Consider the following 26,168-nt stretch of genomic DNA (forward strand, 5'->3'; position numbering starts at 1 on the left):
CATATCCTTCTCCCATCCAGACTATACTGTCGGCCCTAGAGTTTCACTAGATCCACCGTTTTCGCGTTGAAAACGGGTCACGGACTTAGAAGCTTTCGCTTCATCACCGCCGGTTGGGAATTTCACCCGACCCCGAAGGATGTTGTTTGCTCACATTATAGCACAAAAAAGAAAAAAGCATAGTAAAAAATGTTCGAATGTGAAGAATTGTGTGAAAATATATGCCGATTTGAATGGGGACGAAAGTAATAGAAATGTTGAAAGGGGAAGGGCTGTATAGGCTTTGATCAAAAGAAAAAACATGCACAAATAAATGTGCATGCTCTTTAAATATTTATTCTGTCTCTGGTGCTCTAACAACAGACTCGAATTTTCCTTTATGCGAAGCATCGCAATAAGGCATGTTTTTTGATAAACCACAACGACATAAAGAAAATGCCGGTTTTGCTGGGAATACATTCCCTTGTGAGTCAACTAATTCCACGTCCCCTGTAACGCGAAAAGAGCCATTATCATTTACTTTAATTTGTACTTTTGCCAACGTTATCCCTCCTTTCCAAACGCTTACTCTCATCATATAATTAGGGAGAGTACTTGACAATATAAAAAGAGCACTTTGTTTGAGAGAGAAGAGAGTGTTATAATAGTTTTTATAACTGACTAGAGTAAGGTGACGAAAGATGGATAAAAAATTACAAACACTACAAAATATTGCAAATGAGCGCACATGGGCATCATTTTTGAATGATAATCATCCATATAGTTTACTTCATTGGTCAATCGCAGGTGTAGGACAAGAACCGAAAGATGTTTGGTTACTTCAAGATGAGGTGACTTTTCAAACGACGGAATTCCCAACGCTAGACGAGGCAGTAAAGTGGATTTCTGAAAATATGGAACAAGTTACAGACGTTTTAGCGCAGTAAAAAAACAGGCTTATGCAAGCCTGTTTTTTGTTTCTTTTACATATGTGTTTAAAAATTGATCGATGGCATCTTCGTACTCTTCTTTATTTTCATTATAAGAGCAAGCGTGTGCACCATGTTCTGCAATATAAAGCTGTTTATTATTTTCTTTCGCTTCATAAAGTGATTTCGTCATATCAGATAAAATATAGTCATCGTCTTTACTATGAATAAAGAGAACAGGATTGTTAATGTTTTTTATACAATCAATTGGTGAAACTTCACGAATTGTATAGCCATCACGAACTTTTAAAAAGGCATTTGCTAAAGGTAATAAAGGCCATTTTGGCAAATGAAACTCAACTTTCAAACGATGCTGTAACTGTCCATAAAAATCAGAGAAAGGACAATCAGCAATATAAAAATCAGCACCATCTTCAACAAGTCCTGCATATTGAAGAAGAGTTGCAGCACCCATAGATTCACCATGAATTCCGAGTGTAATATTCGTTCCGAAACGATCTTTTAGCCAGTCAACTACTGACTTTAAATCATGTTTTTCATAATAGCCATAACTTGTTGTTTTACCACCGGTTTTACCATGACGGCGATGATCATAAATAAATACGTTATATCCTCTATTTAAAAATAAGTTTGCATATTTAACGGAATTGATTTTATTTACGGTCACACCGTGGCAAAAAATCATAAATTTATTGGAATGACCAGCTGGCATGTAATATCCGTGAAGTTCGTATCCGAATTGAGAAGGGATGTGAACCTCTTCTTTTTGAATAGCCTTAAAATCGTCTAAATGAAAATGCTTTTTCGTTTCGCGTTCTAAAACTTCTTCCTCTGTTTTTTTCTTCAAGTACATAACTTTATTTGTAAAGAAAATCCCAATCGCAGTTAGTGCACCTAGTATAGTAAACAATGCTGTAAAAAAACGTTTCATACTTTACCTCATCCTCCAAATACCTCTACATATGATACACTAACATTGTATCACAATGATGTGAAAAGGGGAGAAATCGTATATGGTTCATATACAAAAAATTACACCAGAAATGAAAGAAGCAATTCAGGATTTTATGTGTGAAAACTGGGGAAGCTCAATGATGGTCTCGCGAGGCAGAGTACATCAATTAGAAGAATTACCCGGTTTTGTTGCACTTAGAAATAACAGAATAGTGGGAATTATAACGTGTAAAGTGATAGAAAACATGTGTGAAATTGTATCGTTAAATAGTTTTGAGGAAGGAAAGGGGATTGGTACAAAACTGGTGGATTGTGTGCTGCAAGTGGCAAAAGAGAACGAATGTGAAAAAGTGTGGCTCATTACGACGAATGATAATATGAACGCACTTCGTTTTTATCAGAAACGTAACTTCATGATGACGAACTTGTATATTGATGCGGTAAAGGAAGCACGAAAAATAAAGAAAGAAATTCCGTTTATTGGTTATGATAATATCGCGATTTCACATGAAATTCAGCTGGAGTATATTTTATCCCGCATTTGAGGGCAGTAAAACCCCCACTGATTAAAGTTTCACTTTATGAGTAGAGTGGAAGTTGTGTAACAATTTTCAGAAATATAAAACAATAACCTTGACGAATGTTATATTTTGGTTTAGTTTAAAATTGTAATCTATTACCATATTAAGGGGTGACGATGTGGCAACTATACGTGATGTTGCAAAATTGGCCGGTGTTTCAGTCGCAACCGTTTCAAGAGTCATTAACGAAAAAGGATATGTCCATGAAGATACGGTGAAACAAGTAAAAAAAGCAATTGAAGAATTACATTATAGACCGAATGCTACAGCAAAGCCTTTATTTAAACAGCCTTCAACGATGATTGCATTACTTGTAGATAATTTGCATAATCCATCATACATCACTTTGCTCCGTTTCGTTGAGGAAATAGCATATAAAGAAGGGTATCAAGTAATAGTTTGTAATATAGAAAATAAGAATAGATACATAGATATGTTGGAGCAAAATAACATTGCAGGCGTTATAATGACGAAATCTGTTTTTCGAAGTATAGGAGAGATCTCACTTCCTTTCGCTGTGCTTGAGGGACGACAATCTCTTATGAGCTATTATGAAAGTGGACAGAAAGCTGTTTCTTTATTAAAAGAGAAAGGCTGCCAGTTTCTTGCTTATATCGGTGAGGGAGTAGAGAGTGAAGAAATGGAAGAGCATGTGGCAGGATTTCTAGATACTGCTTGGAAAGAAGGACTTTCTTATCGAGAGGAAATTGTCCAAGGGTATACGAATCAACAGTTTCTTGAATTGTTACAAAAGCATCCATACATAGATGGGGTTGTAGCTTCAAGTGATAAGGTCGCTATTGAGCTAATCAGGGTGGCGAAAACTCTTAATATTCATATACCAGGTAAGTTGCAAATCATTGGATTTAACGGGAGTGTAGAGGGTGAATGGATAAGTCCATCATTAACGACGATTGGAAGTTATATAGAAGAAAATGGGGAAATAGCTTTTCAGCAGTTAATAGGAAAAATAAAGAAGAAACAAGTGGAACAAGAAGAAGTGGAAACAGAATTTAGATGTATTGAGAGAGAAACAACAAAGTAAAAGGTGCGTTTTTAAAACGCACCTTTTATAGTGTAATTGCGGCAATAAAGCCGAATATAAGTAACGGTATATTATAGTGTAGAAATGTTGGGACACATGTATCCCATATATGATGGTGCTGACCATCAGCATTTAAACCGGACGTTGGTCCAAGTGTACTATCAGATGCTGGAGAACCTGCATCACCAAGTGCACCAGCTGTACCGATAATTGCGATTGTGGCCATGGGACTAAATCCGAGCTGGACGCATAACGGTACGAAAATTGTTGTTAAGATTGGGATGGTTGAAAAGGAAGAACCAATTCCCATCGTAACGAGAAGTCCAATAACGAGCATAAGAAATGCAGCAAGCGGTTTATTATTTCCGATTATATGTGCACTCGTTTGCACAAGAGATTCAACATGTCCAGTTTTTCGAAGAACAGCGCCAAATCCAGCGGCAGAAATCATAACAAATCCGATAAAGGACATCATACGCATTCCGCTCGTTAAAATAGCATCGGCTTCTTTAAGAGGGAGACTACCGCTAACTGATAAGACGATAATACCTGCTAAAGCACCAAAAATCATTGATTCTGTTGCTAATTGCACAGTTAATGTAGCGAGTATTGATAATAAACCAAAAGTAATGCTTCTTTTCGTATAGGGAACGATTTCATTCTGTGCAGCATGAATTTGTTCTGTTTCATATGTACGTGGTTTTCGGTATGTAATGAAAACTGCTACACATAATCCGATAATCATACCGATTGCTGGAATAGTCATCGCTTTTGGAATAAGTGCGACATCAAATGTAAGACCGCTTTGCGCAGCATTTGTTTGTAATACGTCATGATAAATTTTTCCGAATCCTGCTGGGACCCACATGTAAGGGGTAATTAATCCAAATGTAATAAGACATGTTACAAGCCTACGATCCACCCTCAGCTCATTTAATACTTTCAAAAGTGCTGGAATTAAGATTGGGATGAAGGCGATATGAACAGGGATAATATTTTGTGAGAAACAAGCCATTGTTAAAATGATAAATAATATAAGTATTTTAGAATAGACTTGTTTTTTCGTGTCTTGTTCGTTGCCGATCCATTTTAAAGCTGATTGGATCATTGCATCAGGAAGTCCTGTTTTTGAAAGGGAAATAGCAAATCCACCGAGCATTGCGTAGCTTAATGCGATAGGAGCACTGTTCCCAAGACCGGCTGTAAAAGTACTAATTGTTTCTGAAATACCGAGTCCGCCGATAAGTCCGCCTGTTAAAGCTCCAACGATAATGGCGACAATGACTTGGACACGTAACAAACTAAGCAGTAGCATGACTGCTACTGCGATGAGTACAGCGTTCATAATAAATGTAATCTCCCTAATTTTTATTCTGTTAAGGCAAGAAAATATTTGCAGTGACATATACTTGCGACATATCATTATAAAATGTTTTCTATGAAATGTAAAAGAGCCTTTCGTTATGTATGTTGAAAAGATAGTTCTTGTTTAATTGATTGTAAAGATTTGGCGAATAGTTCAGGTTCTTCTAAATCTGGAGAATGTGCCGAGTTTGGAAACCAAACCATCTTTTTAATAGGAGCTTGAATGATATCGCAATATTGTTGAACGAGTGCATAAGGAGTTTGATAATCATAGCGACCAGAACAAAAATAAACAGGAACAGATAAACTTGAAATAGACGAAAAGAAATCGATTGTTAGCATCTCTTCCCATAAAACTCCGGATTTTAAATTTCCTGCGAGAAATTTGAACCAGTCTAATAGCGTATATTCAGGAGAAAAGAAACCTTTTCGTATGAAAGAAAAGGAAGATCCGTTTTGTATTGCTCCGCCAAATGTACCAAGCCACTTTCTTTGAATAATGAGACGTCTCGTATCTAAAAAGGGTGGTTTCCCTAACTTTAAAAGAGAAGCTAATGCCTTTTTATGGTCATGTTTTTTTGCAGAGCTAATTAAATGTCGGTATAGTAATTCTTCGTTTTGCTTCATATGTACGATTTGACCGATGCCGATGTATGCTTCTATATATTTGGGATATTGACTAGCGATTTGCAGTCCGATAATACTCCCCCAAGAATGCCCAGCGAGAAACAATTTCTGTTTTTTAAAGCGTCTAAGAAGATAGTGAATGACTTCTTTTGCATCTGAAATAAATTGATCAATCGTAAAATTTGTTTGGATATCTCGCCATAAAAAGGATTTACCTGCCCCGCGTTGATCCCAATTAATAACGATAAAGTGCTTTTCTAACTCTTTTTGAAAATGACGAATAAAGCCGATTTGTGCCATACCAGGTCCACCGTGACAGCATAATAAAATAGGCTGTTCCACGTTTTGTCCACGTATAAGGAGAGATTGTTTCCGGTCATTAATCATAACGCTTTCTATCGTAGCGATACTGTTAGGGATTAATTGCTTCTTTTCGTTATAAAACTGTGGTGTATAGCTACGAAAAAGCATATGTAAACCTCCTTTTCTTAAATGGTATGAATCGCACAGGCTCTTTCTTTTGCATATACTACTAGAAAATCATTGTATCATAACATACTGGTTTGATTTCAAGTTTAGGCGATTAAGAGAGGAGGGAGAATGTGACGATTGGAGAAATTATTGACTCTTTAAATAGACGCGAATCAATCGCTATTATAGCAAAACGGCTTGAAATGAGCCCATATACATTATCAAAGAAGTTAAGGGTGATTGGATATGAATATGATGGAGAGCAGAAAAAACGTATCTTTATAGGTGATGGTGAAGAGCCACGTCATTTGCAAATCCAAGAAGCTACTGCCCTTCAATATGCAAAAACAGACTATCAATTACTAATTTATGAACAATTACAAAGCATTTATGAATTGCTAAGAAAAAGAGAAGAAATAAGTGTTCAAATTATAAGTAAGAGCACAGAGAAAAAGAAACGAACCTTTTCAATTAATATAGAAGTATTAGCAAGACTAGATGTTATATCGGAATCGAAAGGGATTCAAAAGTCTAAAATTGTAGAAGAAGCACTACATGAATTTTTGCAACGGTATGATGTTAATCATGAAACGTATCCAGAGAAATAAAAGAAAGGATACTATGTTCCATATAAGAGCGTGTATCCTTTTTGTCTTATTTCATTTCATTTTTTGTTTCGAAAAGTAATATAGGAACCAAACGGCATGATTTTGTTCATCAGCTGCTGCGCGCCGAAATGTTTCTTTCACTTGTTGATTTGTCGTTTCGTCTGCAATTTCTAAGTAAAAATCAACTGTTCGTTGCTCATCTTGTATAGCGAATTCTAATCCGTTCAAATAAAGAGTTGGACATTCTTCAGTGATTTGGGGCTGAGGGTTTTTACCGGTTAAAAGGGTGTAGATTTGTACAAATTGGTGAAAATGGTTTATTTCATCTTGCCGAATTTCAAGGATTTGATTTCGTTCATTTATGTCTGGAGCTAAATTAGCTAATTTAGCATAACAATGAATGGCGCTATATTCTCCATTAATTGCTTTCTCAATACTACGAATGAGTTTGTCATTTTGTCGATATAATGTATCGTCATTGTTTGGATAGAAATACATACAAACCCTCCTATTATAGTTTTCTATATACTACGAGGAAACAAGGGGCTATGTGCTTATCCTTTACTGCACTAGAAGAATGACAATACGTATGACTCTAAAAGAAGAAGCTCCTTGCATATAAAAAGGAGCTTCTTCTTTCGAGTGTCACGCACTAGTTTGAATAGTATTTAGTTGATTTTTTGAATACGTCCATCAATAATTGGCTGAATTGGTTCTTTCACTTGTTTTACATAATCGACTAATGCTTCAAAATCGTTTGGACCAGTTTCAGTATTTTTTCCATTTTTAAAGGATACAAATCCATCGCCGCCAGAAGCTAGGAAGGCATTTGCAACTACGCTATACGTTTTCGTGGAAACTAATTCTTCACCATTGGTTAAACGGATATTCGTAACCTTTTCACCATTTGGTTTAATTGCATCCCAAGTGTATTGGATACCTGAAATTTGGAGCATTCTCGTTGTTCCTTTTTGCCATTGTTGATTTAAAATTTCACGAATATCTTGACCTGTTAAATCCATTTTAATTAATTGATTTCCGAAAGGCTGAATACCATATAACTCGCCCCATGTAATATCTCCAGCGTCTAGATCATTGCGAATTCCACCAGGATTCATAAGAGCGATTTGTGTTTGCATTGTTTGGCGCTGTGCATCGGCAATTAAATTTCCAAGGGTAGATTCACCAGCATCGTTTTGTTTACGGTCGATAGGTGCTGTAGATTTTCCGACAACTTCATTTACAAGCGGTGCAATTTTTTCTTTATATTGATCTAACTTTTGTTTTACTTGTTTATCAGGTTCTACACCTTCATGATATGTTGTGATAACTTCAGCTTTTTTCTTCACAATATCTTTTGTTTTTCTATCAATTGTTACATCTACGTCCGAGAAAGCCATTCCGTAAGAGTTCGCCTGTACGATGAGTTTATTATTTACAGTACCATTTACGTACGTATGACTATGTCCGCCGAAAATAACATCAACTTCGGGATCTGTTTCATTTGCAATGCGAGTAAGGTCACCGTTTGTTACACCAGTGTCATCAGTTGTACCTCCAACGTGTGCAAGGACTACGATAGATTTAACACCGAGACGCTTTAATTGCTGAGTAGATTTATTAATAGCTTCTACTTCATCAGTAATTTGTACATTCTTTAGCATAGTTGGCATAACGACATTCGGTGTATCCGTTGTAACAACTCCGATGAATCCTACAGGAACTCCATCTACCATTTTTACAGTAAATGGTGGTAAAAATAAGCGGCCAGTTGATTTATTATAGAAGTTTGCAGCGACATAAGGGAAGTTTGCTCCTTTGAAATTCCCTGTTTTTTCATGATATCCACCATAAATAAGGCGTCGCATTTCATCAATGCCTTCATCAAATTCATGATTTCCAATTGTACCAACATCAAATTTTAAGTCATTTAAAAATTCAATAGTTGGTTCGTCCTGTAATAAAGCAGAAACTGGTGGGCTAGCTCCGGCAATATCTCCAGCATGCACAAGAAGTGTATTAGGGTTTTGTTTTTTGCGTTCTTTTAAATAAGTAGCTAAGTAATCAGCACCACCAGCTTCTTTATTGTTAATTTTTTTTACAGTATCTAGTTGTCCATGGAAATCATTAATACCAAGCATTTGTACGTCTATGTATCGGTTTTGTTCGGCAGGAGCCTGAGATGGAGGAGCGGCGAATACGCTTGAAAAAGTAATAGTGCTTAAAACAGCAACAGCAGGAATAATTTTTTTCCACATAATTAATTTCTCCTTTTTTTATAATCTGACATCATACGACATAATTTTAATAGATTACTAGGATTATAGCTACCATAAAATTTAGTTTTTTCGAAAAATTAACACATTTACAAAAAAAGAATAATAGAGAATCGGGGGAGTCATGTATCTTTTTTATTGTCGATTTCGCCGTGTATCCTCTATAATGGAGAAAAAAGTAAAAGGTGAATAGTATGAAGAAAAAGAAGCAAAGACAAACACAAAGACACTCTCAAATGAATCAACCAGAGAAAGAATCACTTACACTAGGTGATCAATTGAACGATTCGTTAATGCAACAATTAAAGAATAAGAAAAAAGAGTTGCAAGTGAGAGAAGAGAAAAAAGAGGCAGCAGAGCAAGAAAGAAAGCGTAAGGAACAAAAAGAACGTGAAAAGAATAAATCATTTGAAGAACTGTTAAGTGAAAGTAGCCTTACTTGGAAAGACTTTAAATAATAAAAAGATGATCAGTGAAATGCCGCTGATCATTTTTTTGACGAGTTTGTAAGAAAAGGGGAGTTAGAATGAGGAAAATTGTAGTTGTTTCGTACGAAAATCATTGGAGTGAGAAATTTCAAATGGAGGCCGAAAGATTAAAATCGGCGATGCCAGAAACGGTAAAAATCCATCATATTGGAAGTACGTCAGTGCCAGGACTAGCAGCTAAACCTATTATTGATATGATTATGGAAGTAGAAAGTATCGACAGAGTAGATCATTGGAATGAACGATTTAAAGAGCTTGGTTACATCGTGAAAGGGGAAAATGGTATTTCAGGTCGTCGTTTTTTTATTCATGGAACGGAGGAGAAACGCTCGTATCACTTGCACGTATTTGAAAAAGGGAATCCTGAGATTACAAGGCATTTATCGTTTCGTGATTACATGATGGCTCACTGTGAAGAAGCAGAGGCATATGCAACTTTAAAGAAAGAACTAGCGGAAAAATATACATATGATGGCACGATGTATACGGAAGGGAAAAATGAGTTTGTACGTAATGTTGATGAAAAAGCGAAAGAATGGAAAGGAAATAACGTGAATGACTGAGTTCACGTTATTTTTTTAAACGTGTATAAAAGTATTATGTAAACTGTACGTATGTTTTGACTTTTTGGATGAATCTTGTTGAAATAAAGTGGTGGTATACAAAAAATGTAACATTGAAAGGGAGAACGAGTGTGCATATTCCAACAACTACACTTCATAATGGTGTGAAAATGCCGATGATTGGTCTAGGCGTTTATAAAGCGAAAGAAGGCAACGAAGTTAAACAAGCAGTAAAAACAGCATTAGAATTTGGATACCGTTCGATTGATACAGCAACTGTATATGAAAATGAAAGCGGTGTCGGAGAGGCGATTCGTGAATCAGGAATCCCGCGAGAAGACTTGTTTATTACAACAAAAGTTTGGAACGACGATCAAGGGTACGAGGAGACGCTCGAGGCGTTTGAAAAAAGTTTAAAGAAATTACAAATGGACTATGTAGATTTATATTTAATCCATTGGCCGATAAGAGGGAAGTATGTTGATACATACCGTGCTCTAGAAAAGCTATATGAAGAAGGTAAAGTGCGTGCCATTGGTGTTTCTAATTTTCATAAACATCACTTAGAACTGTTATTACCAAATTGCAAAGTGAAGCCGATGGTAAACCAAGTTGAACTTCATCCAATGTTAGCGCAATTTGAATTGCGTGATTTTTGTCAAGGTGAGCAAATTCAAATGGAAGCGTGGAGTCCTTTAATGAGAGGCGGCGAAGTATTCCAGCATCCAATTATTCAGGCTATTTCTAAAAAATATGAAAAGTCACCTGCACAAGTTATATTAAGGTGGGATATTCAAAGTGGGATTGTGACTATTCCTAAATCTGTTACGCCATCTCGTATTAAAGAGAACTTTACTATTTTTGATTTCTCATTAACTGAAGAAGAGATGGATCAAATTAATACGTTAAATCGTAATTTACATGTAGGAACGAATCCTGATAAATATGATACGTTATAAAAACGCTATCTGTACGGTTATAGAAAGTGGTGGGAAAGTTGCCCGAACTCTACAAATCAATTGATTTTAGTTCAAAATAAGAAAAAGAATAGTCGTTTATTCTCGGTAGATAAACATAACGTTAAATTAGTTCATGAAACAACTTCTCACCCATATAAAGATCAATACAAAGAAGGTGTCTCTAAAAGGTCATTTTTAATGAGCTTTTGGGACACCTTCTTTTTTAACTTGATAGCTATGACCTGTACGGTAACGTTTTTTTAACGATGTAATGTATATGTATCAAATTTAACAATTTGCTGAAGTTGTGTATATTCTTCTTTTGTTAACGACGTTTGTTCCCCAGCATGTACATTTGCTTGCAACTGTTGAATAGAGCTTGCACCAGGTATAACAGATGCAACATTTTCATTATGTAAGCAGTATTGAATGGCTGATCCAGTTAAAGATCTTTCTCCTATAATTTCTTTTACACTCGCGAGTGTTGTATTTAATTCATCATAAGAATAGGAGAGGTAATCTTTTTCCTTTACTCTTTCTATCTTGCTTGCATTGTTGTTAGTTAAAATGCCTTTCGCAAGTGGTCCGCGTGCGATGACACTAATTTGATGTTCATTAAGCAGTGGGAACCAGTCTTCAGGACGACGATTTAAAAGGCTGTACTCCATTAATACACTAATGATGTTTGAACGTTTTGCATACTCACGAATGACATTTGGACGTATAGAAGAGATACCATAATGACGAATAATACCTTCTTTTTTCAATTCTTCAAAGGCTTCAATTGTTTCATCTATAGGATCTTCAGTCGTCCCGCCATGCAGTTGATATAAATCAATATAATCTGTTTGAAGTCTACGTAAACTCTCTTTTGCTTCGGCTTTTATATAAGCTTTAGAAGGATCCCAAGACCAGCCGTTTTTTTCTTCTGTCCATCGATTTCCAACCTTTGTTGTAAGAACAATTTGGTCGCGTTTTCCTTTCAGAGCTTTTCCAACAAATTCTTCATTTAATCCATAATCGTATAAGTCCGCTGTATCAAAAAAGTTAATTCCTAAATTGATTGCCTTATCGATAATACGCATAGCTTCAGCCTCAGATGTACCGAGAGACATACAGCCAAATCCAATTTCCGTAACATATAAATCTGAGTTTCCTAATTGACGTTTTTTCATAGGTCAACCTCCTTATCTTTATTGTACGAAAGGGAAAGGAGGTTGACAAACTTTTACTTTTTATTTGCTGTAATCCACTCTTGTACAGTTGTATACTCTTTTCCATATTGTTTTAGCTTATGACGAATTTGCCATGCTTTGCCGACTAAAGTGACGCGATTTGGTAAAATGTAAACTTTCATTTCTATCACGCTCCTTTCAATGTGGTAAAATGTATGAAGAACGATTAGGAAATAGAACAGGGAGATGAAGTAGTATGAGTAATCTTGCAGAAAGAACAGTAAAAACTGAACCGATTTTTGATGGTAGAGTTATAAAAGTTCGTGTTGATGATGTAGTATTACCAAATGGAGAAATGAGTAAACGTGAAATCGTAAATCACCCTGGGGCAGTTGCTATTATTGCTATTACTGATGAGGGGAAAATTGTACTCGTTGAGCAGTATCGTAAAGCTCTCGAAAAGGCAATTGTAGAAATTCCTGCTGGGAAGTTAGAACCTGGGGAAAAGCCAGAGGTAACAGCAGTTCGTGAATTAGAAGAAGAAACAGGATATGTATGTGAAAATATGGAGCTTATTACATCTTTCTATACATCACCTGGTTTTGCAGATGAGATTTTATATGTATATAAAGCGACAGGGTTAAAACAAAAAGAAAATAAAGCAGCTTTAGATGAAGATGAATTTGTGGAATTAATGGAAGTGTCATTAGAAGAAGCGATTGATCTTATGAAAGACCTTCGCATACATGATGCTAAGACGATGTTTGCAGTACAATATTTACAATTACAAAAATAAACACTCGCCTAAGGCGAGTGTTTTTAGTTGATTTTTGCATATACACGTGCATCGCGTAAGCTGCCATCGGGTGCTAGGAAATCATTTTCCATTGTACCTTCTAAAATAAATTCTAGACGTTCTGCTAAGTTACATGCGTTTATATTTGTTGCATCAGTACGAATTTCAATTCTTCTAGCACCTAGTTTATCAAATGCAAATTGAATCGCACCTTTAATGGCTTCTGTCATATAGCCATGCTTTGTATAAGCGCTATGTAGCCAGAAGTGAAGTGAAAACTTTGGAATATCCCAGTTTTCAGGCTTGAGAGTAATAGCTCCGATGAATGTACCAGATACTTTATCGTATAAGTGGAAATCAAGTGTTTCACGAAGTAAAAACTGTCCGTGAGCTTCGCGAACAATTTCTTCAGCACGTTCTTCTGTTTCAGCTGTAATTGGCATCCATGGTAATAAGTTTTCTAGAGAAGCTTGGATTGCTTCATATACTTCTGTGCCATCACCTGGAAACGGCTTACGTACTTGCAAGCGCTCAGTTTGAAATAATGTTGGAAAATCTAATAATAATGGTTTCAAGAGAAATCCCTCCTATTCTCTACTTTTTAGTTTAGCAAAGTAGAGCGGAATTTCAATGCTAATTCGTCATACTTTTTTTCTTTCTTTCATACATTTTTAGTAAGAGTGTGAACGGAGGGAAGGAAAATGTGGCGAAAAACGTGGCAAGACCGTGTAATGTCTCACATACAGGAAAATTCTTCACTATATATATTTAATGCGGTTTTATTACTGATGGGAGTAATATTTGGAGCGATTCTTGTGAATAGTTTACAAATAAACCAAAAGCAAGATTTATCATTTTATTTACAGCGTTTTTTTGGACAAGTTTCTAAAGGAGAATTTGCTGTCGCAGGCGAAATGTTTCGAGAAAGTTACTTTTCGCAATTAAAATATATCGGCTTTATTTGGATTTTGGGGATTTCAATTATTGGGTTGCCGCTCATTTTTATCTTACTATTTTTAAAAGGGGTAGTTGTTGGATTTACAGTAGGTTTTTTAGTAAGTCAGCACGGATGGAATGGACTATTATTAGCATTTGTATCTGTATTGCCACAAAATTTAATTATAATTCCTGTATTTCTCGTAATGACAACAATTGCTGCAAGCTTTTCCTTGAGAATGATTAGGCATCAATTTATCCGGAAAATAACTGAGCCACTATTACCGTTATTAATTCGCTATACATGCTTTTTTCTCGTGATTGGAGCGGTATTAGCTATTGCTTCCAGTGTCGAAGCGTATGCATCACCAGTTTTAATGAAAGAAGTTGTGGAGGCTATTAACAAACAATAAATACTTTTTGAGAATAATTATCAATTTGTTTTTATTGTTTTTCTTTTGACAGGAGCCCTTCTTCTGATATAATGGTGTAAGAGTGGCGAGGAGGGAGTAGTACCGAATGGAAGAAAGAATTGAACGAATTAAGAAGCAATTACATGCAGCGAGCTATAAATTGACACCACAACGTGAAGCAACAGTTCGTGTGCTGCTAGAAAATGAAGAAGATCATTTAAGCGCAGAAGATGTATACCTCCTTGTAAAAGAAAAGTCGCCAGAGATCGGATTAGCAACCGTTTATCGAACTTTAGAGTTATTGTCTGAGTTGAAAGTTGTCGATAAGATTAACTTTGGAGACGGTGTTTCGCGTTATGACTTACGCCAAGAAGGTGCACAGCGTTTCCATCATCATTTAATCTGTACACAATGCGGTGCTGTACAAGAAATACAAGAAGATTTACTTGGTGAAGTGGAGAATAAAGTGGAACGAGACTGGAGCTTTAAGGTGAAAGATCATCGTTTAACATTCCATGGGATTTGTAAAAATTGTCAAGAAAATGAAACGGATGAAAAATAACCTTTTCCTATTTAACTAGGAAGAGGTTTTTTATTTGAATAAGGTATAAATTGGTGAAAGCTTGGCATATGTTGTAATAACTTATATTTTGGAGGAATTTACAATGCGCCGAGCTTTAAAATTAACTTTTGATGGGATGAAAGTATTTTTATTATTTACAAGTTGTACGATTTTGTTTTATTTCGCTATACTATGGATAAATGAAGAATATGAAAGTTACCATCGTTATGAAAAGCCAAAAGAAGAGACTGTAGAAAAAGTATCAGGGAATGAGGAGCCAGAAAAGGATGCTTTCGTAAATAGAATGATGTTTTTCTATGAAAATGGGGAGTAGTGTAGATTGGAAGATCAATTAAAAGATTTTATTCATTATATGATTGTTGAAAAAGGTTTAGCGAAAAATACAGTTGTATCTTATGAACGCGATTTGAAAAGCTATGTGAAGTATTTGCAAAATGTAGAACAAACGAAGACGTTTCATGAAGTGACACGCTTGCATATTGTTAACTTTTTGCAGTATTTAAAAGAAAACGGAAAATCTTCAAAAACATTGGCGCGTCATATTGCATCGATTCGTTCGTTTCATCAATTTTTACTTCGTGAGCGAGCAGTGGAGCATGACCCATCGGTACATATTGAAACGCCACAAGGGGAACGGAAATTACCAAAAGTATTATCAATCGACGAAGTGGAAGCATTGCTTCAAACACCGAAAACGGCAAGTGCTTTTGGGATTCGTGATAAGGCAATGTTAGAGTTGTTGTATGCAACAGGACTTCGTGTTTCAGAATTAATTTCATTAAATTTAGAAGATGTACACTTAACGATGGGGTTTGTTCGCTGCATAGGGAAAGGGAATAAAGAAAGAATTATTCCCTTAGGAAGCTTAGCGACAGAAGCGATTCAAAAGTATATTGAAAAAGGAAGAAGAGAATTGATGGGTAAAAAAGCAGTAGATGCACTCTTTTTAAACCATCATGGTAATCGATTATCGAGACAAGGATTTTGGAAAATTTTAAAACGATTAGCGAAAGAAGCAAATATTGAAAAAGAGCTTACACCGCATACGTTACGCCATTCTTTTGCTACACACTTATTAGAAAATGGGGCAGACTTGCGTGCTGTACAAGAAATGCTTGGACATGCAGATATTTCAACGACGCAAATTTATACGCATGTTTCAAAAACTAGATTAAAAGATGTATATAAACAGTTTCACCCGAGAGCATAGTCACTATGCTCTTTTTTCATAGATTAAGAAGAGTGAACCATTTCACAGAAACTTCACAAACATTTCGTACATTGTTTTCAGCAGAAGACTAGAATATTACAATGTATTTCCTCTATACTAAGGAAAGTATGAAGGAGGAAATGATGATGAAAAAACTTATTATGACGTTATTTATCGCGATGCTAGCATTGGCTGGCTGTAATACAAACAAAGAAGAACCGAAAAAAGAACAGAAACTTGAAGCTGTAAAAGTAGCAGTTCAAACGAATCCGAAAGAAATTAAACCTGGTGAAAAAACAGAAGTACAAGCACTTGTTACACAAGGAAAAGAAAAAGTAACAGATGCTGATGATGTAAAGTTTGAAATTTGGAAAGCAGGCGACGAAAAGCACGAGATGTTAAACGCTAAGCATAAAGGAAAAGGTGTTTATGCTGTAGAAAAAACATTCGAAACGGATGGAGTATATCATGTTATTGCTCATACAAATGCACGTGAAATGCATGTTATGCCAGAAGTAAAAGTGGCTGTGGGAAATGCTAAAGTTGAAGATGCGAAGAAAGAAGATGCTCATGGCGATCATAAAAGTGACACAATGATTCACCTTATGGCTGGTGATATAAAAGCAAATGCTGAATCAACAATGAAAGTTCATTTAAAGCAAAAAGAAGAAGCGTTATCGGGTGCTGAAGTTCAACTTGAGATTTGGAAAGATGGTGTTGAAAAACACGAATTTATTCCAGCGAAAGAGGGGAATAAAGGAGAGTATGAAAGTAAACATACTTTCAAAGAGAATGGTGCTTATAAAGTGAAAGTTCATGTAAGAAAAGGCGAACTACATGAACATAAAGAAGAAACAGTAGAAGTAAAATAAAAAGCAGCTCTTTAGAGCTGTTTTTTATTTTTATATTAGGAAATATGTTATAAAATGATTAGCACTTCTTTGCAGAATGGATTACAATAGAAGTGTGAAGAAAATGAGAAATTCTACGAAAATGTATTAAAAAGAAAGCGTAAACATGATATGATATCAATATCAGATGTCTGACATCTGACTTAGAAAAAACTAGAAATGTTTTTGATTCGTTTGAAAGTAAAACGAAAAAGTTAGAGAATGATTTAAAGAAGTACTGTTTAATAATGAGGACGAAAGATAATTCCCATTGATAACAGTTTCACTTTATAGCGTTTTGAACATACTACAAGAAGTAGAACTGAACATATAGGAGGTTGCAGTTATGAATAAATATAAACGTATTTTCCTAGTCGTAATGGACTCTGTGGGAATCGGTGAAGCACCGGATGCTGAGCAGTTTGGTGATTTAGGTTCTGATACAATTGGTCATATCGCTGAACATATGAATGGATTACACATGCCAAACATGGTGAAATTAGGCCTTGGTAATATTCGTGAAATGAAAGGAATCTCTAAAGTAGAGAAACCGCTTGGATATTATACAAAAATGCAAGAGAAATCTACAGGTAAAGATACAATGACAGGTCACTGGGAAATCATGGGCCTTTACATTGATACGCCATTCCAAGTGTTTCCTGAAGGATTCCCGAAAGAATTACTTGATGAGTTAGAAGAAAAGACAGGTCGTAAAATTATCGGTAATAAACCAGCCTCTGGAACTGAGATTCTTGATGAGCTTGGTCAAGAACAAATGGAAACAGGTTCTTTAATTGTTTACACTTCTGCTGATAGTGTATTACAGATCGCAGCTCATGAAGAAGTAGTACCACTTGAAGAGCTATATAAAATTTGTAAAATCGCACGTGAATTAACATTAGATGAGAAGTACATGGTAGGACGTGTTATCGCTCGTCCGTTCGTTGGAGAGCCAGGAAACTTCACACGTACACCAAATCGTCATGACTATGCATTAAAACCATTTGGTCGCACAGTAATGAATGAACTTAAAGATAGCGATTATGATGTAATTGCTATTGGTAAAATTGCTGACATTTATGATGGAGAAGGTGTAACCGAATCACTTCGTACGAAATCAAATATGGATGGAATGGACAAGCTTGTAGATACATTAAATATGGACTTTACAGGTATTAGCTTCTTGAACTTAGTTGACTTTGATGCCTTATTTGGTCATCGTCGTGACCCACAAGGGTACGGAGAAGCTCTACAAGAATATGACGCACGTCTTCCAGAAGTATTCGAAAAACTAAAAGAAGATGATCTATTATTAATTACAGCAGACCACGGTAATGATCCAGTTCACTACGGTACTGATCATACACGTGAATATGTACCGTTATTAGCATATAGCCCAAGCATGAAAGAAGGCGGACAAGAGTTATCACTTCGTCAAACATTTGCTGATATTGGTGCAACTGTAGCAGAAAACTTTAATGTTAAAATGCCAGAACATGGAACAAGCTTCTTAAACGAGCTAAAGAAATAGGGGGATAAACAGATGAATCGTGAACTAATTACAAAATCAGCTTCATACTTAAAAGAGAAATTTCAAGAGACACCACAAGTAGGACTAATCCTTGGATCTGGACTAGGTGTACTAGCAGATGAAATCGAGAACGCAGTAACAGTACCATACAGTGAAATCCCTGAATTCCCAGTTTCAACTGTAGAAGGACATGCAGGTCAACTTGTATTCGGTACACTTCAAGGTGTAACAGTAGTAGCAATGCAAGGACGTTTCCATTTCTACGAAGGATACGATATGCAAAAAGTAACATTCCCAGTTCGTGTTATGAAAGAACTAGGTGTAGAAACAGTTGTTGTAACAAACGCAGCTGGTGGTGTAAATACATCATTTGAACCAGGCGATCTTATGTTAATTTCAGACCACATTAACTTCATGGGTACGAACCCATTAATCGGACCAAATGATTCTGAAATGGGTGTACGTTTCCCTGATATGTCTACATCATATACGCCAGAACTTCGCGAAATGGCGAAACAAGTTGCAGCAGATTTAAATATTAAAGTACAAGAAGGTGTATATGTTGGAATGACAGGTCCTGTATATGAAACACCTGCTGAGATTCGTATGCTTCGTACACTTGGCGGAGATGCAGTTGGTATGTCAACAGTACCTGAAGTAATTGTAGCGCGTCATGCGGGTATGAAAGTACTTGGTATTTCTTGTATTTCAAATATGGCAGCTGGTATTTTAGATCAACCACTTCACCATGATGAAGTAATTGAAACGACAGAACGTGTTAAAGCTAACTTCTTAGCATTAGTAAAAGCAATCGTAAAACAAATGAAGGGGTGACCTCACAATGAGAATGGTGGACCTAATTGCAAAAAAACGTGATGGACAAGCATTAACGACAGAAGAAATTAACTTTATTGTTGAAGGATATACAAATGGTGATATTCCTGATTATCAAGTAAGTTCACTTGCAATGGCAATTTTCTTCCAAGATATGAATGATCAAGAACGTGCAGATTTAACGATGGCAATGGTAAATAGCGGTGATACAATTGACTTATCAGCCATTGAAGGGGTAAAAGTAGATAAGCATTCAACGGGTGGAGTTGGTGATACAACGACACTTGTATTAGGTCCATTAGTAGCTGCTTTAGGTGTACCAGTTGCAAAAATGTCTGGACGTGGTTTAGGACATACTGGTGGTACAATTGATAAGTTAGAAGCAGTTCCAGGATTCCATGTGGAAATTGAAAATGATGAATTCATGCGTCTTGTAAATGAAAATAAAATTGCTGTTATCGGTCAAAGTGGAAACTTAACACCTGCTGATAAAAAATTGTATGCACTTCGTGATGTCACGGCAACAGTAAACTCAATTCCGCTTATTGCAAGCTCGATTATGAGTAAGAAAATTGCTGCTGGTGCAGATGCAATCGTTCTTGATGTAAAAACTGGAGCAGGAGCATTTATGAAAACAGATGAAGATGCAAAGCGTTTAGCAGAAGCAATGGTGCGCATCGGTAATAACGTTGGTCGTAATACGATGGCGGTTATTTCTGATATGAGTCAGCCGCTTGGTGAAGCAATCGGTAACGCATTAGAAGTACAAGAAGCAATTGATACATTACAAGGTAAAGGACCGAAAGATTTAGAAGAGTTATGTTTAACACTTGGAAGTCAAATGGTATACCTTGCTGGACAAGCTTCATCTTTAGAAGATGCACGTGAAAAATTAATTGAAGTAATGAACAATGGAAAAGCGTTAGAAGCATTTAAAACGTTCTTATCGGCGCAGGGCGGCGATGCTTCTGTTGTTGATGATCCTTCTAAATTGCCACAAGCACAATATAAAATTGAAGTGGAAGCGAAAGAAGACGGTTACGTATCGGAAATCGTTGCAGATGAAATCGGAACAGCAGCAATGCTTTTAGGAGCAGGGCGTGCAACGAAAGAGTCTGAAATTGATTTAGCAGTTGGTCTAATGCTTCGCAAAAAAGTAGGCGATAGCGTGAAAAAAGGTGACTCTCTTGTTACAATTTACGCAAACCGCGAAAACGTTGAAGATGTAAAAGTGAAAATTTATGAGAACATGAAAATCGCTAAAGACCACGTAGATGCACCAACTTTAGTACACGGTATTGTAACGAAGTAATAAAGTAAAACTTTAATCAGTGGGGGGCTTCATCCCCCACTGATCATGAGCCTTCACCAATCGGGCTTTTACGGGCAGTTGATCCCCCACCGAACTTCTTTGCTTTCGCTGAATTTTGAGGTAGGGGTCTTACTGCCCGCAAATAGCGGGATAAAAAAAGCTGAGGAGATTTCTCCTTGGCTTTTTTTACTATTTTTTGTTTATAATAGTAATGGGTGAAATTATGATTAGAATTTGTGCAATAACGAAAAAAAATGAAGTTTTATATGATGTTTCGCTAGAAGAAACGAAAAAAGAAAACATTGTATGGTATTGGCTTGATTTATATAAGCCGACGAAAGAGGAGTATACATATATTTTACAAGATCACTTCAAGTTCCATCCCCTTGCAATTGAAGATTGTGTAGAATATGTACAGAGGCCAAAAGTAGATTTTTATGATGGATATAACTTTTTAGTTCTTCATGCATTCGGAGAAGATGGATTAGAACCGCATGAAATCGATTTATTTGTTAGTGATCGATATATAGTCTCTTTCCATTTCTCTCATAATAATGCGATTGAAAGAGTATGGAAAACGCTCGGTGAAAAGAAACGTATTAAGAAGAGTCCTTTACATGTAGCACATACAATTGTTGACCAAATTGTAGATGATTATTTCGCACCTGTTTATTACATTGAAGACCATTTAAATGCAATTGATGATAATTTAACGGGTGAGACAGCAGGAAGCGTGCTAGAAGAAGTATTTGATATTCGTGCGGATTTATCTAAGCTAAGGCGTACGATTATTCCGATGCGTGATTTATTGTATCGTATATTAAATTCAACACGTTTTTACGGTATAAGCGATCATGAAATTTATTTTAAAGATATACATGATCATTTGCTTAAACTGACAGAGATGATTGAAGCAAGCCGTGAATTAACAGCAGATATTCGAGATAGTTACTTTTCGTTGAATTCCCACCATATGAACAACATTATGAAAACATTAACTGTTTTCTCAACTATTTTCATGCCGTTAACATTTATTGCAGGGGTATACGGCATGAACTTCGCACATATGCCAGAGCTTGGCGGGAAGTATAGTTATTTTATTTGCTTAATTTTAATGGCGTTAATTGGCGGCGGAATGATGGCTTGGTTTTATAAAAAAGGTTGGTTTAAGTAAAAAAACACCGAGGGAAATCCTCGGTGTTTTTTCTTAGCCAATAGCGTGTAATACGAACATGGCTAAGAATAAGCATGTAATGATATACATGGACGGTGCGACTTCTTTACGCTTTCCAAGAGCAACTTTCAAGATAGGATAAGCAATAAATCCGAACGCAATGCCATCAGCGATACTATATGTGAGCGGGATCATAACGATAATTAAAAACGCTGGAAATCCTTCTGAAAAGTCGTTCAGAGGAATTTGTTGAATGCTTGTAATCATCAGCCCGCCAATAATAATTAAGATTGGTGCAATGGCACTATCAGGAATTATTTTGACAAACGGAAGCGCAAACAGTGATGCGAAGAATAACAACCCTGTAACGATAGACGTCAGACCTGTTTTTCCGCCTGCAGTAATACCTGCGGCACTCTCTACTGTTGAAACGGTAGGGCTTGTGCCAAATAGACCACATGTCATTGCTGAAATTGCATTTGCTTGGTAAGCACGTGGGAATTTACGGTCATCTTCTAATAAACCGTGCAGTAGTCCCATGTTCTCAAAAATAAGCACCATGCTTAAGGAGAATGTTGCAATCCAAAATGGCAAGGAAGAAAGTTTCCCAAATGACATAGCTCCAAACACATCGCCATAATTAGCGAATGAAAACGAACTATTTCCCAGTTGACTCGTATCAACAAGACCAAACAGCCATGCAATACCAGTGCCAATTGCAATCGTCCATAAAAAGCTTCCACGTACGTTACGCACAAATAGCACAAGTGCGACAATAAGAGTAAGTAGTGTGGCAAGAACGACAGGACTACTTAATTTCCCCATTGCAACAGCAGTATTAGGATGCGAAACGACTAAACCACCTTTTTGCAAGCCGATGAAAGCTAAAAACAACCCGATACCGACAGTGATCGCTTCCTTTAATGACTTTGGAATCGATACCGAAAGCGCGCGAGCAATCGGTGTAAAAGCGGCAATTGCAAAAATAATACCAGAGATAAAGACAGCCGCTAATGCTTCTTGCCAAGTTAACCCGAGCGTATGGACAGCAGTGTACGTGAAGAATGCATTTACACCCATACCAGGAACAAGAATAACAGGTGCATTTGCCCAAAATGCCATGAGCAGACATCCGACGAATGAACTGAAAACAGTTGCTAAAATTCCAGCTTCAAGAGGAATGCCAGCATCTGATAAGATTGATGCATTTACAATCATAATATATACGATCGTGAAAAATGACGTAACGCCAGCTAAAACTTCTTGTTTTGGTGATGTTTGGTGTAAACCTAATTTAAATGTTCTTTCAAGTATTCCTTTCATGTTAAACCTTCTTTTTCATATCCCTCTCCCACCCGTGATATCTCTTCTGTAAGAGCTCACCGACCTTTATTATATCAGAACATCATGTTTTTACAACAATAAAAATGATAACGGTTACTTACAAGTGAAATTACTTATAAATACGTAAAAATAGCCCGGATAGAAGATATAATTTCTAATTCTCCCGATTGAATGGGCGGAGCTGCTTGCGCATGCAAAGTAGCATATGATGCGATCTCTCGCGGTAATTGGACAGATTCTTCAACGAGTGAGAGGGGAACAGGATTAATATTTAAATTGTAGGTACTCGCAATTGTACGAGCTTTGTCTACTGCTTGTTGCAGAGCTTGAATGAGAGCTTGCTCATAATATTTATTTGGATGAGATATTCGAAAACGTAATCCTTTTGCTACGTTTGCACCATTCGTAACGGCTATATCATATACTTCCCCTGCTTTTTGCACATTTAAAACGGTAATTTCATACAAATGCTCCACACGGTAGCCTTGTAGTAATGCTTTATCATTTACATATTCGTATTGAGGAGTAATTGTATAAGAAATGGTTTCTATATCTTTATCGGCAATACCTAGCTGTTTGAGTGCATCAAGCAATTGTTTCGATTGCACTGCATTTTCTTCTTGCGCTTGTTTTACATTTTTACTATCTGTTCGAATGCCCAGTGTTAATATGACAACATTTGGTTTTGCCTTTATAATGCCTTCTCCTTGTACAGTAATAGTAGCTTCTTTACCAGTATTTGTCGTACGGATATTATGTAAATACGGATTCATTCCACCTTGCATTTATGCTCACCATCCTTTTTTACATGTATATGTGTGAACAAAAAAGAAAATCGTATGAAAAAAGTTACATAAATGAGAATGTTGTGAGAAGAAAGCATATACAATATAGGTATTTATAGATTATAATATGTGTAAATATGATAAAAAAGGGACGAGGCTAGTGAACGAAAATAGAGAAACACTGATTTTAGATTTATCTGCATCATTTCGAAAGATGATACGTTTATTACAAAATGATATTAATACACGTTTTTCAGAGCATATGCCCTATAATGAATTCTCTGTATTACGTGCGTTATTTTTAAAAAGTCCACAGATGGCTTCGCAAATTGCGAGTGAAGTAAACGTAACCTCCAGTCATATTACAGCTGTAACAGATCGTCTCGTGCGAAAAGGGTTTGTTGAAAGAAAACGTTCAAATTCGGACCGTCGTATCGTATACTTAGAAATTACTGAAAACGGACGAGAAGTAACTGAAAAGCTTGAAGCTGTGCGTAAAGAATATTATAAAGAGAAATTTAAAGGTTGGAGCGACCAAGAGATAGAAATGGTTTTAGAACTATTTGGCCGCGTATTATAATAAATGAGGATAGGAAGCGAGAGCTTTCCTATCCTTTTTCTTTTGAATAAAAACACTTTGAAACTCCAATACTCTAATTAAAAAGAATCGGAGTGAAAAATTATGAAACGTATTTTTACGCTTCTCATTATGATTGGAAGTGTTGTCTGCTTTAATAAATTCGTGGATGCTGCAACGCCAATTCAAGTAGTTCAAAAAGAATTACAACATATTTCAAATAAGCAACCTGTTTTATATTCGAAACTATGGATTCGCTCTATGCAGAATACGATTTTATTTCATCATAGTGATAACGTCCGGCATGAAGATACGATAAGCAATGTGACAAAATCTTCCCTTGTAAAAGTAAAACAACTTCCACTTCAGAAAGCTTCACAGTATATTCCGAGATTATCTCAATACATTTCTAAGTTTGAGGCTGAGAATGTTCAAGTGTATTATGTAGCAGCTCGTTATGAAGTGAAAAAAGAGAATTCGTATCAGTTAAATGGAATGAATTATTTCATGCAAGTATTTATTCAACAAGGAGGAGAATGGAGAATTGCTGAAAGTATAGTTGCGCCAACAGATCAAATCGTGGCAAATGGTGACGGCTTTGGAACAAAGCAAGAAAAGGAGTATGGGAAAAGAAGAGAGAATGTGAAATAACCTCCTTTTGAAGGAGGTTATTTCGTATGAAGTAAAAATTTTTTATTTATCAAATAGTGAAGTATTACATAGCCAAATAGTCCTATTATTATGAACCCAGCGTAATAACTTAATAGCGGATCGTTTTTTCCACCTGTTATCCGGCCTCCTAATAGAGCAAAACATATTGTAACACAAGGTATAAATAGTCGATGTAGTTTAGTGAATAATAATATTTTACCGTTATTTTCATTAGGAGTCCGATTATACAAAAATACTCCTAATGGTAAAAGAATGAGAATATATAGAATCGGAGTGATAAGCTTCCAGATGGGCTGGAATTGATGCTGCTCCTTAACGGATTCTTTTAAATTATTAATGTCTACTTCCTTTACTTCTGGATTAAATGTATAAGATATATAAGTATTATTAGTAGGTGCAAAAACTTCAATATTCTCTATATATGATGCATAATTCGCTTTCTTAAGGAAAAATTCAGTTGTAGATACATTTGTGTGAATCCAAGCAAAATGAAACAGTAACATGCCTATTCCAGATGGTAATATAATGAAAATTAAGCTTAATATACTATGCGAAATGACATTGCCAGCAATTGTTCCGATAAAAATAGCTATTGTAAAAATCGCAATCCATGTAATGGTAACATAACATAATAATGTACCCATTGGCCCGAAAGATTGGTATTGGCTAAAAAGATTAATCTTTAGGATGAAATAAATTAAGATGCCATTAAGACTCATTATGAATAGAATTGCGATTGTCCCGAACAGCCACTTAGAAAGAAAAAGCTCTTTTCTCGTGAATGGCATTGCAAATAACAGATAGTCTGTTTGATTTTGTCTTTTCCAACTGATTAATGAACAGGCGAGTAATATGAAAATTGGAATGAAGGGGATGATAAGAGTATCCCCATTTAAACTATAGTAGAAATAGCCATCTTCGTTTGGTTGAACCTGTAAATCATTAAAGTAGCTAATAGGTAAAAACCAAAAACTACTACAAGCAAAGAGTAAAAGAATGTACTTACTTTGCTTGTAATGATGGAGCCATAAAGCTTTATGAAACATGTAATCCCTCCAGTACAAAATTGT

At 36.0% G+C, this 26,168-nt stretch carries 31 protein-coding genes and 1 riboswitch; of the genes, 19 read left to right on the forward strand and 12 right to left on the reverse strand.

What is annotated here, in order from left to right:
- Nucleotides 1-144, reverse strand: a riboswitch (FMN riboswitch).
- 190 nt (nucleotides 145-334) lie between these two features.
- Nucleotides 335-577, reverse strand: a complete 243-nt coding sequence (locus JTF23_RS06390; RefSeq protein ID WP_078172859.1) for a CDGSH iron-sulfur domain-containing protein — start codon at nucleotides 575-577, stop codon at nucleotides 335-337.
- Nucleotides 578-680: 103 nt separating this feature from the next.
- Between JTF23_RS06390 and JTF23_RS06395 the strand changes: the two genes are divergently transcribed.
- Nucleotides 681-926, forward strand: coding sequence for a DUF2552 family protein (locus JTF23_RS06395; protein WP_002111659.1), 246 nt, complete (start codon nucleotides 681-683; stop codon nucleotides 924-926).
- A 10-nt stretch (nucleotides 927-936) separates the two neighbouring features.
- Here the strand turns inward: JTF23_RS06395 and JTF23_RS06400 are convergent, their stop codons facing one another.
- A complete protein-coding gene (locus JTF23_RS06400) occupies nucleotides 937-1,860 on the reverse strand; it encodes an alpha/beta hydrolase (protein WP_002111658.1) in 924 nt (307 codons plus the stop codon).
- A gap of 82 nt (nucleotides 1,861-1,942) precedes the next feature.
- Between JTF23_RS06400 and JTF23_RS06405 the strand changes: the two genes are divergently transcribed.
- Together JTF23_RS06405 and JTF23_RS06410 are read left to right on the forward strand one after the other, a co-directional pair.
- Nucleotides 1,943-2,428, forward strand: coding sequence for a GNAT family N-acetyltransferase (locus tag JTF23_RS06405; protein ID WP_016106098.1), 486 nt, complete (start codon nucleotides 1,943-1,945; stop codon nucleotides 2,426-2,428).
- Between the two features lie 154 nt (nucleotides 2,429-2,582).
- Nucleotides 2,583-3,509, forward strand: a complete 927-nt coding sequence (locus tag JTF23_RS06410; RefSeq protein WP_204208315.1) for a LacI family DNA-binding transcriptional regulator — start codon at nucleotides 2,583-2,585, stop codon at nucleotides 3,507-3,509.
- A 25-nt stretch (nucleotides 3,510-3,534) separates the two neighbouring features.
- On the opposite strand, the gene JTF23_RS06415 is transcribed toward JTF23_RS06410, so the two are convergent.
- Nucleotides 3,535-4,854 carry a Na+/H+ antiporter family protein gene (locus JTF23_RS06415; protein ID WP_002111651.1) on the reverse strand — a complete coding sequence of 440 codons (1,320 nt, stop codon included), beginning with the start codon at nucleotides 4,852-4,854 and terminating at the stop codon, nucleotides 3,535-3,537.
- Between the two features lie 116 nt (nucleotides 4,855-4,970).
- A complete protein-coding gene (locus JTF23_RS06420; RefSeq protein WP_002111650.1) occupies nucleotides 4,971-5,972 on the reverse strand; it encodes an alpha/beta fold hydrolase in 1,002 nt (333 codons plus the stop codon).
- Nucleotides 5,973-6,103: 131 nt separating this feature from the next.
- Here JTF23_RS06420 and JTF23_RS06425 point away from each other — a divergent pair, with 131 nt between their 5' ends.
- Nucleotides 6,104-6,580 (forward strand): ribbon-helix-helix domain-containing protein, encoded by a 477-nt coding sequence (locus JTF23_RS06425; RefSeq protein WP_002067020.1) that lies wholly within the window; start codon nucleotides 6,104-6,106, stop codon nucleotides 6,578-6,580.
- A 51-nt stretch (nucleotides 6,581-6,631) separates the two neighbouring features.
- On the opposite strand, the gene JTF23_RS06430 is transcribed toward JTF23_RS06425, so the two are convergent.
- Both JTF23_RS06430 and JTF23_RS06435 read right to left on the reverse strand, forming a co-directional pair.
- On the reverse strand, nucleotides 6,632-7,078 hold the full coding sequence (locus JTF23_RS06430) for a ferritin-like domain-containing protein (RefSeq protein ID WP_204208316.1): 447 nt from the start codon (nucleotides 7,076-7,078) through the stop codon (nucleotides 6,632-6,634).
- Between the two features lie 170 nt (nucleotides 7,079-7,248).
- Nucleotides 7,249-8,838 carry a bifunctional metallophosphatase/5'-nucleotidase gene (locus tag JTF23_RS06435; RefSeq protein ID WP_002111647.1) on the reverse strand — a complete coding sequence of 530 codons (1,590 nt, stop codon included), beginning with the start codon at nucleotides 8,836-8,838 and terminating at the stop codon, nucleotides 7,249-7,251.
- A 212-nt stretch (nucleotides 8,839-9,050) separates the two neighbouring features.
- Between JTF23_RS06435 and JTF23_RS06440 the strand changes: the two genes are divergently transcribed.
- The 3 genes from JTF23_RS06440 to JTF23_RS06450 all read left to right on the forward strand — a co-directional run bounded on the left by JTF23_RS06440 (nucleotide 9,051) and on the right by JTF23_RS06450 (nucleotide 10,866).
- Nucleotides 9,051-9,314: a YqkE family protein gene (locus tag JTF23_RS06440; protein WP_002014945.1), complete on the forward strand. Its 264-nt coding sequence runs from the start codon at nucleotides 9,051-9,053 to the stop codon at nucleotides 9,312-9,314.
- A gap of 68 nt (nucleotides 9,315-9,382) precedes the next feature.
- On the forward strand, nucleotides 9,383-9,907 hold the full coding sequence (locus JTF23_RS06445; protein ID WP_016106095.1) for a GrpB family protein: 525 nt from the start codon (nucleotides 9,383-9,385) through the stop codon (nucleotides 9,905-9,907).
- A 131-nt stretch (nucleotides 9,908-10,038) separates the two neighbouring features.
- On the forward strand, nucleotides 10,039-10,866 hold the full coding sequence (locus JTF23_RS06450; RefSeq protein ID WP_016106094.1) for an aldo/keto reductase: 828 nt from the start codon (nucleotides 10,039-10,041) through the stop codon (nucleotides 10,864-10,866).
- Between the two features lie 260 nt (nucleotides 10,867-11,126).
- Here the strand turns inward: JTF23_RS06450 and JTF23_RS06455 are convergent, their stop codons facing one another.
- Both JTF23_RS06455 and mciZ read right to left on the reverse strand, forming a co-directional pair.
- The gene (locus JTF23_RS06455; protein ID WP_204208317.1) at nucleotides 11,127-12,041 is read right to left on the reverse strand and encodes an aldo/keto reductase; all 915 of its coding nucleotides are present in this window, start codon (nucleotides 12,039-12,041) and stop codon (nucleotides 11,127-11,129) included.
- Between the two features lie 53 nt (nucleotides 12,042-12,094).
- Nucleotides 12,095-12,223 carry a Z-ring formation inhibitor MciZ gene (gene mciZ, locus JTF23_RS06460; protein ID WP_000870295.1) on the reverse strand — a complete coding sequence of 43 codons (129 nt, stop codon included), beginning with the start codon at nucleotides 12,221-12,223 and terminating at the stop codon, nucleotides 12,095-12,097.
- A gap of 74 nt (nucleotides 12,224-12,297) precedes the next feature.
- On the opposite strand from mciZ, the gene JTF23_RS06465 reads away from it, so the two are divergent.
- Nucleotides 12,298-12,837, forward strand: coding sequence for an NUDIX domain-containing protein (locus tag JTF23_RS06465; RefSeq protein ID WP_002014941.1), 540 nt, complete (start codon nucleotides 12,298-12,300; stop codon nucleotides 12,835-12,837).
- Between the two features lie 23 nt (nucleotides 12,838-12,860).
- Here the strand turns inward: JTF23_RS06465 and JTF23_RS06470 are convergent, their stop codons facing one another.
- Complete coding sequence (locus JTF23_RS06470) at nucleotides 12,861-13,412, reverse strand: GNAT family N-acetyltransferase (RefSeq protein ID WP_078180685.1); 552 nt, start codon at nucleotides 13,410-13,412, stop codon at nucleotides 12,861-12,863.
- Nucleotides 13,413-13,538: 126 nt separating this feature from the next.
- Here JTF23_RS06470 and spoIIM point away from each other — a divergent pair, with 126 nt between their 5' ends.
- The 9 genes from spoIIM to corA all read left to right on the forward strand — a co-directional run bounded on the left by spoIIM (nucleotide 13,539) and on the right by corA (nucleotide 21,720).
- Nucleotides 13,539-14,186 (forward strand): stage II sporulation protein M, encoded by a 648-nt coding sequence (gene spoIIM, locus JTF23_RS06475; RefSeq protein WP_002111637.1) that lies wholly within the window; start codon nucleotides 13,539-13,541, stop codon nucleotides 14,184-14,186.
- Between the two features lie 106 nt (nucleotides 14,187-14,292).
- Nucleotides 14,293-14,748 carry a ferric iron uptake transcriptional regulator gene (gene fur, locus JTF23_RS06480; protein WP_000392654.1) on the forward strand — a complete coding sequence of 152 codons (456 nt, stop codon included), beginning with the start codon at nucleotides 14,293-14,295 and terminating at the stop codon, nucleotides 14,746-14,748.
- 103 nt (nucleotides 14,749-14,851) lie between these two features.
- Complete coding sequence (locus JTF23_RS06485; RefSeq protein WP_002088473.1) at nucleotides 14,852-15,082, forward strand: YqzK family protein; 231 nt, start codon at nucleotides 14,852-14,854, stop codon at nucleotides 15,080-15,082.
- Nucleotides 15,083-15,088: 6 nt separating this feature from the next.
- The gene (xerD, locus tag JTF23_RS06490) at nucleotides 15,089-15,979 is read left to right on the forward strand and encodes a site-specific tyrosine recombinase XerD (RefSeq protein WP_002199432.1); all 891 of its coding nucleotides are present in this window, start codon (nucleotides 15,089-15,091) and stop codon (nucleotides 15,977-15,979) included.
- 143 nt (nucleotides 15,980-16,122) lie between these two features.
- A complete protein-coding gene (locus tag JTF23_RS06495; RefSeq protein ID WP_204208318.1) occupies nucleotides 16,123-16,851 on the forward strand; it encodes a FixH family protein in 729 nt (242 codons plus the stop codon).
- Between the two features lie 364 nt (nucleotides 16,852-17,215).
- Nucleotides 17,216-18,400 carry a phosphopentomutase gene (gene deoB, locus JTF23_RS06500; protein ID WP_105584620.1) on the forward strand — a complete coding sequence of 395 codons (1,185 nt, stop codon included), beginning with the start codon at nucleotides 17,216-17,218 and terminating at the stop codon, nucleotides 18,398-18,400.
- 12 nt (nucleotides 18,401-18,412) lie between these two features.
- Nucleotides 18,413-19,234 carry a purine-nucleoside phosphorylase gene (locus JTF23_RS06505; RefSeq protein WP_001078443.1) on the forward strand — a complete coding sequence of 274 codons (822 nt, stop codon included), beginning with the start codon at nucleotides 18,413-18,415 and terminating at the stop codon, nucleotides 19,232-19,234.
- 7 nt (nucleotides 19,235-19,241) lie between these two features.
- Nucleotides 19,242-20,546, forward strand: a complete 1,305-nt coding sequence (locus JTF23_RS06510; protein ID WP_204208319.1) for a pyrimidine-nucleoside phosphorylase — start codon at nucleotides 19,242-19,244, stop codon at nucleotides 20,544-20,546.
- 211 nt (nucleotides 20,547-20,757) lie between these two features.
- On the forward strand, nucleotides 20,758-21,720 hold the full coding sequence (corA, locus tag JTF23_RS06515) for a magnesium/cobalt transporter CorA (RefSeq protein WP_002160605.1): 963 nt from the start codon (nucleotides 20,758-20,760) through the stop codon (nucleotides 21,718-21,720).
- Between the two features lie 33 nt (nucleotides 21,721-21,753).
- Here corA and JTF23_RS06520 read toward each other — a convergent pair whose 3' ends face one another.
- Nucleotides 21,754-23,043, reverse strand: a complete 1,290-nt coding sequence (locus JTF23_RS06520) for an NCS2 family permease (protein ID WP_204208320.1) — start codon at nucleotides 23,041-23,043, stop codon at nucleotides 21,754-21,756.
- Between the two features lie 134 nt (nucleotides 23,044-23,177).
- Nucleotides 23,178-23,849 (reverse strand): SIMPL domain-containing protein, encoded by a 672-nt coding sequence (locus tag JTF23_RS06525; protein WP_002111627.1) that lies wholly within the window; start codon nucleotides 23,847-23,849, stop codon nucleotides 23,178-23,180.
- A gap of 160 nt (nucleotides 23,850-24,009) precedes the next feature.
- Here JTF23_RS06525 and JTF23_RS06530 point away from each other — a divergent pair, with 160 nt between their 5' ends.
- Both JTF23_RS06530 and JTF23_RS06535 read left to right on the forward strand, forming a co-directional pair.
- Nucleotides 24,010-24,429, forward strand: coding sequence for a MarR family winged helix-turn-helix transcriptional regulator (locus JTF23_RS06530; protein WP_002088468.1), 420 nt, complete (start codon nucleotides 24,010-24,012; stop codon nucleotides 24,427-24,429).
- A gap of 102 nt (nucleotides 24,430-24,531) precedes the next feature.
- Nucleotides 24,532-25,077, forward strand: a complete 546-nt coding sequence (locus tag JTF23_RS06535; RefSeq protein ID WP_002160607.1) for a hypothetical protein — start codon at nucleotides 24,532-24,534, stop codon at nucleotides 25,075-25,077.
- A gap of 17 nt (nucleotides 25,078-25,094) precedes the next feature.
- Here the strand turns inward: JTF23_RS06535 and JTF23_RS06540 are convergent, their stop codons facing one another.
- Nucleotides 25,095-26,144, reverse strand: a complete 1,050-nt coding sequence (locus tag JTF23_RS06540) for an ABC-2 transporter permease (protein WP_002185016.1) — start codon at nucleotides 26,142-26,144, stop codon at nucleotides 25,095-25,097.
- Between the last annotated feature and the right edge of the window lie 24 nt (nucleotides 26,145-26,168).

This window comes from Bacillus sp. RIT 809 (assembly GCF_016892495.1).
In the GTDB taxonomy this organism is placed as follows: Bacteria; Bacillota; Bacilli; order Bacillales; family Bacillaceae_G; genus Bacillus_A; species Bacillus_A cereus_U.